Annotated in this window: 8 protein-coding genes; 6 read left to right on the forward strand and 2 right to left on the reverse strand. The window is 69.1% G+C overall.

From position 1 onward, the window contains the following. Positions 1-444: 444 nt before the first annotated feature. Positions 445-1,980 (forward strand): 5'-nucleotidase C-terminal domain-containing protein, encoded by a 1,536-nt coding sequence (locus ABVN73_RS19010; RefSeq protein WP_353859819.1) that lies wholly within the window; start codon positions 445-447, stop codon positions 1,978-1,980. A 7-nt stretch (positions 1,981-1,987) separates the two neighbouring features. Next, entirely contained in the window at positions 1,988-4,471 is a 2,484-nt protein-coding gene (locus ABVN73_RS19015; RefSeq protein ID WP_353859820.1) for a PAS domain-containing sensor histidine kinase, read from the forward strand. 25 nt (positions 4,472-4,496) lie between these two features. Here the strand turns inward: ABVN73_RS19015 and ABVN73_RS19020 are convergent, their stop codons facing one another. Further along, the gene (locus ABVN73_RS19020; RefSeq protein WP_014197577.1) at positions 4,497-4,829 is read right to left on the reverse strand and encodes a DUF1491 family protein; all 333 of its coding nucleotides are present in this window, start codon (positions 4,827-4,829) and stop codon (positions 4,497-4,499) included. 66 nt (positions 4,830-4,895) lie between these two features. Between ABVN73_RS19020 and ABVN73_RS19025 the strand changes: the two genes are divergently transcribed. Next, positions 4,896-6,359, forward strand: coding sequence for a tetratricopeptide repeat protein (locus tag ABVN73_RS19025; RefSeq protein WP_353859821.1), 1,464 nt, complete (start codon positions 4,896-4,898; stop codon positions 6,357-6,359). On the opposite strand, the gene ABVN73_RS19030 is transcribed toward ABVN73_RS19025, so the two are convergent. Next, positions 6,332-6,616: a hypothetical protein gene (locus ABVN73_RS19030; RefSeq protein ID WP_353859822.1), complete on the reverse strand. Its 285-nt coding sequence runs from the start codon at positions 6,614-6,616 to the stop codon at positions 6,332-6,334. The genes ABVN73_RS19025 and ABVN73_RS19030 overlap by 28 nt on opposite strands. A gap of 280 nt (positions 6,617-6,896) precedes the next feature. On the opposite strand from ABVN73_RS19030, the gene ABVN73_RS19035 reads away from it, so the two are divergent. The 3 genes from ABVN73_RS19035 to ABVN73_RS19045 all read left to right on the forward strand — a co-directional run bounded on the left by ABVN73_RS19035 (position 6,897) and on the right by ABVN73_RS19045 (position 13,893). Continuing rightward, complete coding sequence (locus tag ABVN73_RS19035; RefSeq protein ID WP_353859823.1) at positions 6,897-10,331, forward strand: flagellar hook-basal body complex protein; 3,435 nt, start codon at positions 6,897-6,899, stop codon at positions 10,329-10,331. A gap of 92 nt (positions 10,332-10,423) precedes the next feature. Continuing rightward, entirely contained in the window at positions 10,424-11,830 is a 1,407-nt protein-coding gene (gene flgK / locus ABVN73_RS19040; RefSeq protein WP_353859824.1) for a flagellar hook-associated protein FlgK, read from the forward strand. Further along, positions 11,827-13,893 (forward strand): hypothetical protein, encoded by a 2,067-nt coding sequence (locus ABVN73_RS19045; RefSeq protein ID WP_353859825.1) that lies wholly within the window; start codon positions 11,827-11,829, stop codon positions 13,891-13,893. Before flgK ends, ABVN73_RS19045 begins: the two co-directional genes overlap by 4 nt.

Genomic DNA, 13,893 nt, shown 5'->3' on the forward strand with positions numbered 1-13,893 from the left:
GAGGATAGCGCAAGCCTGCCCTTCCGCAATCCTCCGTACGCTTTTCGGGCTTCACGCCGGTCGGACCCGGCGCCCGGCACGTCGCGGACGAAAAAAAGGCCGGAGCAATCGCTCCGGCCTTGAGTCTAGGGAGGAAACGCCCCGAGAATGGGCTGGCGGAGAATAGGGGCACCCCTTTCGAACTGGTATTACCAATGTGGAATGGGTGCGGTGCAGCATCCGCATAGGCCGAAAAATCCCTGTAAATACCATGGCCTTTTGGCCTTTCCGCTGCCCGATGGCGTCCAGGTGGTTTTCAGGTGGCGTCCCGGCGTGGAGCGGGGCGATTTGTCATCCTCGGTACAGCTTCACCACCGGCGTGCGAACGCGCATAATCCGTCGCGGAACCGGGGGTGCGGCTCGCGGTCGTCACGACCTTGCGGACGCTGGATGGGGAACGACGGCATGGGATTCGGCAGGGGCGTCTGGCTGCGTCCGGTGGTCGCGCTGGTTCTCGGAATTCTGGCCGGCGGAAGTCCGGCGGGCGGAACCGCGCGGGCGGACCCCACCCGCTTCACCATCCTCTACGCCCACAGCACGACCGAGCTGGAGGACGTGCAAGGACGCGGCGGCATCGCCCGGCTCGCCACGCTGGTCCGGCAGGAGCGGGCGGCGGGCGGCACCGTGCTCGTCCTGCACGGCGGGCAGGCGCTCGCCCCCTCCGTCCTGTCCTTCTACGACCAGGGCGCGCACGTCATCGATCTGCTGAACGGGGTCGGCATCGACGCCATGGCGGCGCTGAACCGGGAATTCCATCACGGCGACGACGTGCTGATGACCCGCGCCTTCGAAGCGAACTTCCCCGTCGTCGTCTCCAACGCCGTGGACCGCCAGACCGGCAAGCCGCTGGACGGGCTCGAGGACCGGGCGATGCTCAACGCCGGACCGCTGCGCGTCGGCGTGCTCGCCGCGGCGCCGGCGCGGACGGGAGAGATCACCCGCTCGCCGCGCACCGAATTCCTGCCGCCGGGACCGGTGCTGGCGCAGAAGGCGAAGGACCTGCGCAGCGCCGGGGCCGATCTGGTGGTGGCGCTGACCGGCGATTCCGGCGGCACCCACCGCGAGGTGATCGCCTCCGGCGCCGCCGACATCGTGCTCTACCAGGACCGCGGGCGGGTGATCGCCGTGGACTACGACGGCAAGACGCTGAACGCGACGGTCGAGCCGCAGGCCGCCTGGGTGCTCGCCCTGGACATCACCGCCGAGACGGTGACCAAGGGCGGCGCCACGAGCACCGTGTGGAGCAGCGGCGTGCGCGCCATCGACACCGCCACCCTTCCCCCCGACCCGGCGCTGGACACGCAGGCCAAGGCCTACCGCGCGCGGCTGGACAGCATGCTGGGCATGCAGGTGGGCCGGCTGGACACCCCCATCGACACGCGGCGCGAGGCGGTGCGCGCCAGCGAGAACGCCTTCGCCAACACCGTCGCCGATTCGCTGCGCGAGGCGATGGAGGCCGACGTGGCGCTCATCAACGGCGGCTCCTTCCGCGGCGACCGCGCCTACGCGGCGGGCACGGTGTGGACGCGCCGGGACATCCAGAGCGAATTTCCCTTCCACGACACCGCCGTTCTGATCGAGGTCACCGGGCAGCAGCTGCGGGACGCGCTGGAATTCGGCTTTTCCGGGATCGAGCAGCTGCAGGGCCGTTTCCCGCACCTGTCCAACGCCCGCGTCACCGTCGACGCGTCGCGCCCGCCCGGCCAGCGGGTGGTGGCGCTGACGGTGGGCGGCAAGCCGGTGGAGCCGTCGGCCCGCTTCCGGCTCGCCACCGGCAGCTACCTCGCCAACGGCGGGGACGGCTATGCAATGCTGTCCACCGCCCCGCGGCTGGTGGACGACCGGGACGCCGATTTCGTCTCGACCATCCTCGCCGGACGGATCGCCCGCACGGGTGCCTTCGCGCCGCAGATCGACGGCCGCCTGACGGTCCGGCGGTAGCTGCGGAATGGACGCAACCGCCACCAAGACGGCCACGCCGCCCACCGACCGCAGCGGCGCCGCGCCGCCCCTGCGCCGGCGGCGGGCGCGCGCCGGCATCGTGCTGCGCATCTCCATCGGCCTGACCATCATGACGATGCTGGTCCTGCTGGTCGGCGTCGTGTCGCTGTCCTCCTTCCAGCTCTTCCGCGGGGAGGTGTCGGTGCTGTCCACCACCACCCTGCCGAAGGTCATCACCAGCGCGGAGCTGCGCGGCTCGCTCCAGAAGCTGGTCGCCCGCCTGCCCGTCCTGGCCGGCGCGGCCACCACGCCGCAGCGCCGGGCCATCTACGACGAACTCATCAGCGAACTGGAATATCTGAGGAAGCTGGTCGAGCGCATGCACGACCTCCACCAGCAGGGGGAACCGGTCGGCGACGGCGACGGCGACGAGTTGCGGCTTCTGGAACAGGCCCAATCCACCTTGCTGATCCTGGCGGCGACGGTGGCCGACCTGAACGCCGAGGTCGGACGGCAGATCGAGGCCGGCGGCCGCCAGGCGGAGGCGATCCGCGCGCTGGCCCAGCTCGCCGACGCGCTGGAGCGGCTGCCAGGGGCGGAACCCGGCACCGGGCCGGCCACGGCGGGTTCGGGCGGCGGCGGGCTGCTGGGCGCCTGGGCGGTGCGGGCGGGCGCGCTGATGGCGCGGGCCGCCGGGGCGATGCAGACCGACCATCTGAACCGCCTGCGGGTGGAGCGGCGCAACGCCGAGAACACGTTGGCCGAGCTGGGCCGGCTGGCCGCCGCCACGCCCGAGCCGGAGGGGGCCGCGATGGAGCGCATCCGGGCCGACCTCGCCGCGATCCTGGTCGCGCCGGGCGGGCTGTTCGACAGCTCCGCCGAGCGGCTGCAGGCGCGCAACCGCGCCCAGGCGCTGTCCGGCCAGTCGCGAGTCCTGGTGGAGACGGTGGACCGCTTCACGCTGGCCCTGTTCGACGCCATCCACGACCAGTCCACCGACCGCACCGGCGATCTGGCGGCGATGATCCAGGAGCGCTCGCGCCTGGTGATGGTGCTGGGCGGCGCCTCCATCCTGCTGGCGATCCTCGTCCATCTCTTCTTCCGGCGCTTCCTGACCTCGCGGCTGGTCGCCCTGAATGGCGCGGTGCTGGCCCGCCTGTCCGGCAGCGACGCGACGGTGCCGGTGGAGGGCAACGACGAGATCACCGACATCGCCTCCTCCATCCGCTACTTCATCGACGAGATCGACCGGCGCCAGATGGATCTGGCCGACAACGAGCGGCGCTTCCGCGACCTCGTCGAAGGTTCGATCCAGGGCATCATCATCCACCGCGATTTCCGCCCGCTCTACGCCAACGATGCCTTCCTGCAGATGTTCGGCAGCAGCCTGGACCGCACGCTGCGGGTGCGCTCGGTGCTCGACTTCATCGCGGAGGACAGCCGCCCGCTGGTCGAGGACAATTACCGGCACATCGTCGCCACCGGCCTGCCCAGCGAGCGGCGGCGGCTGCGCGCCCGCCGGCTGGACGGGTCGGAGCGCTGGATCGAGCTGACCAGCCGCCGCATCGACTGGAAGGGCGAGACCGCCGTCCAGTCCATCGTCGTGGACGTGACCCGCGAGGTCGAGGCGGAGGCGGCCCTGCGCCGGTCACGCGACGCGGCCGAACAGGCGCTGCGCGAGCTGAAGGAGACCCAGGCCAGCCTGATCCAGGCGGAAAAGATGGCCTCGCTCGGCCAGCTCGTCGCCGGGGTGGCGCACGAGGTCAACACGCCGATCGGCATCACCATCACCGGCGCCTCGCAGCTGGCCCTGCAGTTCGAGGAGCTGGCCCGCCAGCTCGCCGCCGGGGCCATCAAGAAGTCGGAGTTCCAGCGCTTCCTGGCCGACGGCGGGGAGATGGCCCGGCTGATCCTGTCCAACAGCATGCGCGCCGCCGATCTGGTGCAGAGCTTCAAGATGGTCGCGGTGGACCAGTCGAGCGACGAGCGCCGCCGGTTCGAGCTGAAGACCTACATCGGCGAGCTGCTGCGCAGCCTGCGCCCGGTCTACAAGGATGTGGCCGGTCTGGACATCGGCGTCGACAGCCCCGACGAGCTGGAGCTGGACGGCTATCCCGGCGCCCTGTCGCAGATCCTGACCAACCTCGTCCTCAACGCGCTGACCCACGCCTTCACCCCGCACCATCCCGGCCGGCTGACCATCGCCGCCCGGCTGCTGCCGCAGGATCAGGTGGAGCTGACGGTGACCGACGACGGGCTGGGCATCCCGTCGGACATCCTGCCGAAGATCTTCGATCCCTTCTTCACCACCCGGCGGGGCAACGGCGGCAGCGGGCTGGGGCTGCACATCGTCTACAACCTCGTCACCGGCACGCTGCGCGGCACCATCACGGTGCAGAGCATTCCCGGCGAGGGCACCCGTTTTACCCTGCGCTTCCCGCGCGTCACGCCGACGGCGGGGGCAAGCGCGGGTAAGGCCGAGCTGGTGTGAACCGGCGGCGCTCCGGAGAGGACCGTCAGCGCACCTCGCCCTCGAACCAATGGCGGCCCTTGCGGTCCTCCACCTCGATCACCCAGACGTCGGGGTCGTAACGGGTCTGACGGGCGATGTAGGCGTCGGCGGTGGCCTCGTCCACCGGCTCGGCGCCGGTGCCGCGCGACCAGCGCAACCGCTCCTCGTCGCGCACCTGGACCAGCACGCTGAAGGTCCGGTCCAGCCGGTTCAGTTTCAGGATGACCGTGCCGCGGCTGGGGTCCCCCTTGCGCAGAACCATCATCGTGACGCCCTCGGCATCGGCGGCGCGGATGTGCGCCATCACCCAGAGATGCGTCGGCAGACGGTCGTCCATGGAAATCCTCGTTCGGGGAAGGTCCGGGGGCTCGCCTTCGGCATGGCCCCGGTGTAGACAACGGACATGGCGACACTCCTGGACGTTCTCGACGCCGCCGTCAACCACCACATGGCCGGGCGCCTCGCCGAGGCGGCGCAGGACTACCGCGTCGTGCTGGCGGTGGAGCCGGCGCAGCCCGACGCCCTGCATCTGCTCGGCGTGGCGGAAGCCCAGCGCGGCGTCCAGGCCGCCGCCGCGGCGCTGATCGCCCGCTCGCTGCGGCTCCGCCCCGACGCGGCGTCGCCCTGGGCCAACCTCGGCGGCGCCCTGCGGGCGCTCGGCGACGCGGAGCGGGCCGAAACCGCGCTGGCCCGCGCCCTGGCGCTCGACCCGGCCCTGGCCGACGCGCTGACCAACCTGGGTTCGGCGCGCCACGCGCTGGCCGATCATCCCGCCGCCCTGGCCTGGCTGGAGCGCGCCGAGCGGCTGCGGCCCGGCCATCCGGACACCGCGCTCAACCGCGGCGTCGTGCTGCGCGACGCGCGCCGCTTCGCGGAGTCCGACGCCTGCCTGGACGCCCTTCTGGCGGCAAGGCCCGACCACGCCGACGCGCATCTGGCCCGCGCCGTCGGCCGGCTGGTCCGGGGCGACCTGCGCGCCGGCTGGGACGAATTCGAGTGGCGCCCGCGCCGCCTGCCCGCCCCGCCCTGGACCGGCGAGCCGCTGGACGGCCGGCGCATCCTGCTGCACGCCGAGCAGGGATTCGGCGACACCATCCAGTTCGCCCGCTACGCCCCGCTGGTCGCCCGCGCCGGGGGCCGGGTGATCCTGGACGTGCACCCTCTGCAGTTCCGTCTGCTGCGTTCGCTGGGACCGGACATCCAGGTGCTGGTGCGCGGCCCCGCCCCGGCGCCGCACGACCTCCACTGCCCGTTGATGAGCCTTCCACGCGCCTTCGGCACCGATCTGGCGAGCATTCCCGCGCCCACCGCCTACCTTTCCGCCGAGGCGGACGAGGTGGCGCGCTGGGGCCGCCGGATCGCCGAGGTCGATGCGGGGGCGGGGTCCGGACCGCGTGTCGGTCTCGTCTGGGCGGGCAACCCGAACCACCGCAACGACCGCAACCGCTCCATCCCCGTGGAGCGGCTGGCCCCGCTGCTCGGCACGCCGGGCCTGCGCCTGTTCAGCCTGCAGACCGGCGACGCCAAGGCGGCCCGGCCCGCCGCCCTGCCCGACCTGACGGCGGGCGTTCGCGACTTCGCCGACAGCGCGGCCATCCTGGCGAACCTGGACCTTGTCATCGCGGTCGACACGGCGACCATCCATCTGGCGGGCGCGCTCGGCGTGCCGGCGTGGCTGCTGCTGCCCTACGCACCGGACTGGCGCTGGCTGCTCGACCGCGCGGACAGCCCCTGGTACCCGTCGCTGCGCCTGTTTCGCCAGCCCCGCCCCGGCGACTGGGAGAGCGTCCTGCGCGCCGTCGCCACGGAGCTGGACGGGTTCGCCGCCGATCGGTCGGCTCAGTTGGCGCCGCAGAAGCAGTCGTAGGGATCGTCCCCGCTCCCGGCCGGAGCCCGCGCCGCGGCTGGCAGCGCCACAGCCGGCAGGTCCATGGCCGGCAGGTCCATGGCCGGCAGGGCGGCGTTGAAGGCGGCCACGTCGAAGGGTCGCGGATCCGGCGGATCGAAGCGGAGCGGCGCGTTGCTGAGCGCGTGCCCCAGAAGGGCCGCTCCCACCAGCGGTATCAGAAGTTGCTGCACGCGGTCCAAGCCGGCCTCCCCCGGCGGCTCCCCACCGGCGTTCATCCCGTTTTCCCTCCCCCGTTCTAGCGCAGCCCCCGTCCGGCCACGCCCTGTCCTTAGGTCATACCGGCGGGAGGGGCGGGGCGACGGGAGCTTTCTTCCCTGCGCCGCACGGGCTGCTAGGCCAATTTTTCCCAGCGCGCGGCAAAATCTGGACCGTCGCGGCCCCCCGTCGGGATTTTCCATACAAGGCAACGCACTAACTAAGGCCGCGCAGTTGGCATCGTCCTTGCTTACCCCAATGGCAACGATTTATGCCCTTTCCGCGTGGAGATCCCTGGCCATGAGCATCTTCGGTTCGATGACCACCGCCGTCCTCGGCCTGAGCGCGCAGTCGAAGGCCCTCGGTCACATCTCTGACAACATCGCCAACGCCTCGACGGTCGGCTACAAGCGGGTCAACACCGCCTTCGAGACGCTGGTGCTGCAATCCAACGAACGGTTGCACGCGCCCGGCGGCGTGACGGCGGCGCCGGTCTTCATGAACAACATCCAGGGCAACCTGACCCAGGTGCAAAGCCCGACCAACGCCGCCATCCAGGGCCAGGGCTTCTTCAGCGTGTCCAAGCTCAGCCGCGGCCTGACCGGTCCCGGCCAGCAGGGCGAAACGGTGCAGACCCAGACCGGCACGCTGAACGCCGACAACGTCTACTACACCCGCGTCGGCGACTTCGAGCTGGACAAGAACCGCTATCTGGTGAACAGCGCCGGCTTCGCGCTGAACGGCTGGATCGTCGACGACGTGACCGGCCAGTTGAAGAAGGACGTGGTGCAGCCGCTCCAGGTCAACACCCTGACCGACAAGCCGCAGTCGACCAACAGCATCACGCTGGGCGCCAACCTGCCGGCCACGCCGACGCCGGGCGTGCCGATCCCGTCCTCCAGCATCCAGGTCTACGACACCCAGGGCAACGCGCGGACCATCCAGTTCAACTGGCGGCAGGACGCCGCCAACGCGTGGCGCCTGGGCATCGAGGCGCCGGGAAGCTCGACGCAGCCGGTCGCCGGCTCTTTCACCGGCGGCGCCGCCTCCATGGCGGCGGGCAGCCAGGTGTCCGGCGTGACCCCAGTGGCCCAGGTCAGCCAAGTGCTGGTCAACGGCACGACGTCCGTCCCGTCCTCGTCGGTGACGATCAGCGGGCGCACCAACTACTATCCGGACGGCACGTCGCAGGACAACATCCGGATCGGTGACACCTACACACTGAACATCAACGGCAGCGCTCCTGTCACGGTCGCGGTGACCGCCGCGAACATCGCGAATTTCTCGAGCTTCACGGACGTTGCGAACGCGCTGGCCAGCGCCGTCAACGCGATGGTGCCGGCTCCCTATACCGCCGAGATCGACGGCAGCGATCCACGCAAGATCCTGGTGAAGAAGCTGGACGGTTCTCCGGTCGAGATCAGCGGCAGCTTCTCCAACGCGGCGCCGCAGCTCAGCACGGTGAGCGGTCCCTCGACCAACCTGACCGGCTCGGTCAGCGGCGACCAGCGCAGCACCTTCACCTTCTCCACCGCCGCCATCGACGTGGGCGACGAGTTCCGCATCACCGTTGCGGGCAAGGAGTTCAAGACGCGCGTCACCTCGGCCAACATCGGCACGCTGGGCAACATCAACGGCGTGGTCGCCGATCTGGCAAGCCAGATCAACGGCGCCGTACCGCCGTTGGGCATCAACGCCCTGATCGGCACAGCCACCGTACCCGCGGGGTCCGCCAACCAGCTCGTGCTGGACGGCACGCTCGCGACGCAGACCTTCACGGCCACTTACGGCGTGACCAACGCCGACAGCCGAAAGAACAACATCACAGCCTCTACCCCGGTGGACTACACGGCGGCCACGGTGACGCCCATCCAGGTCCCCAATCCACCCGCACCCGCACCCGCAGCGGTTGAAATCACGCAGATTTCCTTCCCAACGGCGGCAACCCTGAAAGTGCCGGACCAGTACATCGTCAACGTGCTGGGCACCGAGTTCAAGACGACAGTCTCCTACTCGAACATCAACTCGCTGAACGACATGAAAGGCGTCGTCAACGACCTGATGACGCAGATCAACAACGCCGGCCTTGCGGTGGGCGCCACGGTCAACGCCGCAGGTGACCTGGTGCTGACCGGCACGACGGCCGGCACAGCGCTGGGCGTCAGCGGCAACAAGCTGGACATCACCGGCACCGACAACGTGCGGGTGGGCGACAGCTACACCGTTCGGGTGGACGGCGTGCCCTACGCGGTCTCGGTCACCGCCGACAACATCCTGACCATGGGAACCTACGGCGGCATCGCCAACGCGCTGGCGGCCCAGATCAACTCGGCCCGGCCGCAGGCGCCGGTCATCGCGTCGGTCGTGAATTCGCAGCTCCAGGTTACCGCCCGCAACCCCGGCACGCCCTTCAAGATCGACCAGGAATACAGCTCGGGTTCGGCCTCCAACAACCAGGTAAACGGTCCGACGATCAGCGCACCGACGGACTCCCGCGGCCAGCGCCAGGAATTCTCCTACCCGCAAACGCAGATCGACATCGGCGACGTCTATTCGGTTTCGGTCGACGGAACGCCCATTTCGGTGAAGGTGGACAAGTCCAACTACGGCAACCTCCAGGACATCAACGGCGTCCTGCAGGAACTGGCCAACCGCGTCAACGCCGCAAACCTGAACGTCGTCGCCACCTCGACCGGCGGCCGGCTGACCCTCACCCACAACACCTCGACCACCGGCAAGTTCGAGGCGAAGGCGAGCATCCAGAACGCCACCGGCAGCTCCGGCACCCTGACCGCCTCCACCACCACCTCCAACGTGGCCGGGGTGCGGCAGTCGGAATCGGTGACGCTGACCGGAACGCCGGGCGACAAGGACGCCGAATACACGGTCATCGTCAACGGCTCGCCCATCACCTACAAGACGACGGGCGAGGAAACCTCGATGGAGACCATCGCGGCCAGCCTCGCCAATCTGGTGAACAAGAACACCTCCCTGCCGGTGACCGCCAGCGCCGAGGGCAGCGTGCTGAAGCTCGTCGCCAAATCGGCGAGCGGCACCGCCGCCGACCAGTTCACGCTGGAAACCGCGGCCCAGGCCGGCACCACCCCCGCGCACGTCCTGCTGAACTTCGGCACCGATCCCGGCAACGTCGGCACCATCACCAGCGTCAGCACGGCCAAGGTCGGAACCGGCACGGCGGTGACCTCCGCCAACCAGGGGCTGGGAGCGGACGCCAACGTGACCTTCACGGTGGACTACGGCTTCGGCCCGCAGCAGATCACGCTGAACCTCGGCCAGATCGGCAAGTCGGGCGGCGTCACCCAGTTTGCCGGCAGCGAGATCAACGTGCGCGAGCTGGTGCAGGACGGCGCCTCGCGCGGCCAGTACAAGGAGGTGGTCTACGGCGACAACGGCGACGTGATCGTGAACTACGACAACGGCCGCAGCCGCACCATCGGGCGCATTCCCGTAGTCACCTTCAACAACCCCAACGCCCTGCAGCGCGAGGCGGGCGGCGTCTACATCGAGACGGACGACGGCGGCCGGCCGAACTTCAACGACCCCGACACCAACGGGGCCGGCGCGGTGGTCGCGAACAGCGTGGAATCCTCCAACGTGGACATCGCGGACGAGTTCACCAAGCTGATCGTCACCCAGCGCACCTACTCCGCCAACACCAAGATCGTCACGACCTCCGACGAGATGCTCCAGGAAGTCCTCGGGCTGAAGCGCTAAGCGCGGTTCCGATCCGGCGGGCGGCCGCGTGATCCGCGGCCCGCCCGGCCAACAGCAACCCGCTTTCCCCGTAGACGAAAGGTCCAACGGCCATGTCCCTCTTCGGCGCCCTCGGCAGCGCGACGGCCAGCCTCCGTGCGGTCCAGGCCCAGGTGAAGCTGGTCTCGGACAACGTCGCCCGCGCCGACGACCCCACCCGCACCCGTCACACCGTGACGAACGTGCTGGATTCCAACGGGTTCGTCCTCACCTCCCAGTACCGCCGCGAGGTCGATTCCGCCCTGCTCAGCCAAGTGCAGGACCTGACCGCGCGCGAGGGCTCCTCGGCCACCAAATCCTCCTACATGCAGCAGCTGGGCGACCTGCTGCGCACGACCAGCGGCAAGCCGCAGCTGAACCAGTACGCCGAAGCCTTCCAGACCGCCTGGAAGGCCGTGGAGACCTCCCCGGAAAGCGAGGTCGCGCAGTACCAGCTCGTCCAGGCCGCCGACACCTTCGCGCGCGAGATCAATCGCGTCTCCCAGGGCGTGGAGGACATGGACCGCGAGATCCAGGGCGACCTCAGCCAGTCGGTCGGCGAGGTCAACCGGCTGCTCAAGGAAATCAACAGCATCAACAACAACATCGTGTCGCTGCAGGGCTACGGCTCGGCGGGCAACGAGGTGGCCGATAAGCGCGACGGCCTGATCCGCGAGCTGAGCACCTATGTCGGCGTGCGCACGATGACCCGCCCGGACGGCCGCGTCGCCGTCTTCACCCCCACGGGGCTGGCGCTGGTCGACAGCCAGGCGGCAAATCTTTCCTACGAGGGCGGCAATATCAACCTGACGGTGGGCAATCAAGTCACCAACGTCAACCAGCACCTGAAGGAGGGCAAGGTCGCCGCGCTGATGAACTTGCGCGCCGACGGCTCGACCTCCACCCCGCCGCAGCCGGCCAGCGCCGATCCGACCACCGAGGTGATCCGCAAGCTGCGCTCGCAGCTCGACTCCTACGCGCAGATGTTCACCAGCCCGACCAAGCCCGGCGAGCCCACCAGCTTCCGCGACGCCTACGACCAGGCCAAGACGGTGCCGGGCGAGGAGGGCACGCAGTTCTTCATGGGCAACGACCGCTTCACCATCCACGTGAACGAGAACCTGCTGAACAACACGAAGAAGCTGAAAAGCGCGGCCGTCAAGGACGTGGTCACGGCGCTCAGCGCGACGGGCCGCAGCTTCCAGGCCGACGGGCTGAAGCTGGAGGGCGCGTCCTTCAGCTCCATCACCAGCAACATCACCGGCGGCTGGATGTCCGCCGCCAAGACCGCGCTGGACAAGAGCGCGATGGACAAGGACTCCCGCCAGATCCTGGAGGAGCGCTACCACGCGACGACCGGCGTCAACATCGACGAGGAAATCGCCAATCTGCAGCAGCTCCAGACCTCCTACGCCGCGTCGGCACGGGTCATGCAAGTGGCCAACACGATGTTTGACGCGCTGGAGGCGATCGTCCGATGAGCTCCGTCACTCAAGTCAGCAGCTACGCCAAGTATCTTGGCCTGGTTCGCAACCTGACCAACGGCCAGAACAAGGTGGACACGCTCTCGGAGCAGTTGACCACCGGAAAGAAGTCCACCGACCTCAACGCCTACGGGGCCGAGACGCAGAAGCTGCTGGCCCTGCGCGCCGAGCTGACCCAGCGCGAGTCCTATATCCAGAACATCAACACCGCATCGCCGCGCGTGAAGGCGACCGACACGGTGCTGAACAGCCTGGAGAAGCTCGCCACGGACTGGCAGAGCAGCAACCTGATGCCGTTCCAGCCGGGCCCGGCCACCGTCACCTCCGCCTTCAACGCCAACCCCGACGCGCTGAAGCTGACGGTCAACGGCGACAAGTCCACCTTCACCCAGAACGCCCGCTACACCGTGACCTCCATCCCGTCGAAGGACGGGGTCAACGGCTCGTTCGACGTGACGGTGACCGACGGGCTGGGCGGCAAGACCACCCGCACCATCAACCTGAAGACCGTGCCCCCCAGCGACGGCGGCGGCTACAACTTCAAGATCAATGGCGGCCCCGGCGAGGGCGCGGTGCTGAATCTCAGCTTCGATCAGCTCACCGCGGCGTCGAGCAGCACCTTCAACGTGACCTGGCCGCAGGCCAACGACATGCGCGACCGGGTCGAGGGCGCGCTCCGCGACATCCAGCAGCTCCTGAACGAGCAGTTCGGCGACCGCTACCTGTTCGCCGGCTCGCGCTACGGCACCGAGCCCGTGGGCGACCTGCTGGCCCAGCCGCAGTCCACCCGCGTGACGCTGAACGGGTCGATGGTCAACGCCGACGACTACTTCGAGCTGTCGATCGACGGCAAGCCCTTCGGCTACCAAGTCCAGCCGGGCGATCCGAAGACCGTCACCTTCGTGGCCAGCACGCTCAACAGCCTGATCCAGTCGGCCAACCCGAAGCTGCCGATCATCGCCTCGGCGGCCAACGGCGTCATCTCGCTGATCAGCGAGGACCCGAGCCGGAAGTTCGACGTCAAGGCGCGCGTCCAGAACTCGATGAGCATCGACAATTCGATGACGGCGCCGACCACCACCCAGGCCGCCACCCTGCCGGCGCCCGCCGGCACTGGGCTGAAGCAGATCGACAGCTTCTCCCTGACCGGCGACGGCGTGGACATCGGCGACACCTACGAGATCAACGTCGCCGTCGGCAACCCGGACGACCCCTTCAACCGCAAATACTACGCGGACCACCCGGACGAGCCGGAGGACCTGCCGCCCTACCAGCAATACACGGTCCGCTACACGGTCACCGAGAAGGACTACAACAACGGCGTCACCGACGTGTCGAAGGTGGCCGACATGCTGCGCGCCGAGTTCAACAAGACCAGCCCGGTCCCGCCGGTGACCATCGACCCCGCCGGCAACGGGTCGACCATCCAGCTGACCAGCAACAGCACGATGGATCCCAACCATCCGTCGCGCATCCAGCAGTTCACCACCTCGGTGCGGGCGGTCAACGGCCAGATCGACAACACCATCTCGGTCGCCACGCTGCCCTCGCAGGCCGACGCGCTGACCGACCTGCCCTATGTGGACCCGCCGGACCTGCCCTTCTACGATTCGGAATACATGTCGAACCGGAAGAACAGCAAGGCGTGGGACAAGGCCGCGGTCACCATCGACGACGGCCAGACGCTGACCTACGGCGTCACCAGCGACGACCGCGCCTTCCAGAAGCTGGTCGCCGCCTTCCGCATGGCCCACGTCGCCGCGTCCAATCCCGGCAAGTACGAGGAATACATCACCAAGTCGCGCGAGCTGATGTCCCAGGCCAAGGACGAGGTGCGCTCGGTCCACTCCAAGGTGGCGTCCGACCTCGCCACGCTGGAGGAGAAGAAGACCGCCCACACCACCGCGTCGGCCACGGTGGTCGAGCGCATCGCCGGCATCGAGGGCATCGACGAGACCGAGGTGGCGGCCCGCCTGCGCACCTCCATGAACGCCCTGGAGGCCGCCTACACGGTGGCCGGCCAGCGCCAGAAGCTGTCGCTGCTGAACTACATCGCCTGA

It is taken from the genome of Azospirillum formosense (assembly GCF_040500525.1).
Lineage (GTDB): Bacteria > Pseudomonadota > Alphaproteobacteria > Azospirillales > Azospirillaceae > Azospirillum > Azospirillum formosense_A.

Coding starts and splice junctions, on each gene's coding strand:
- flgK (WP_353859824.1), top strand. CDS start 10,424: ATGTCCCTCTTCGGCGCCCTCGGCAGCGCGACGGCCAGCCTCCGTGCG.
- ABVN73_RS19010 (WP_353859819.1), top strand. CDS start 445: ATGGGATTCGGCAGGGGCGTCTGGCTGCGTCCGGTGGTCGCGCTGGTT.
- ABVN73_RS19035 (WP_353859823.1), top strand. CDS start 6,897: ATGAGCATCTTCGGTTCGATGACCACCGCCGTCCTCGGCCTGAGCGCG.
- ABVN73_RS19045 (WP_353859825.1), top strand. CDS start 11,827: ATGAGCTCCGTCACTCAAGTCAGCAGCTACGCCAAGTATCTTGGCCTG.
- ABVN73_RS19015 (WP_353859820.1), top strand. CDS start 1,988: ATGGACGCAACCGCCACCAAGACGGCCACGCCGCCCACCGACCGCAGC.
- ABVN73_RS19020 (WP_014197577.1), bottom strand. CDS start 4,829: ATGGACGACCGTCTGCCGACGCATCTCTGGGTGATGGCGCACATCCGC.
- ABVN73_RS19030 (WP_353859822.1), bottom strand. CDS start 6,616: ATGAACGCCGGTGGGGAGCCGCCGGGGGAGGCCGGCTTGGACCGCGTG.
- ABVN73_RS19025 (WP_353859821.1), top strand. CDS start 4,896: ATGGCGACACTCCTGGACGTTCTCGACGCCGCCGTCAACCACCACATG.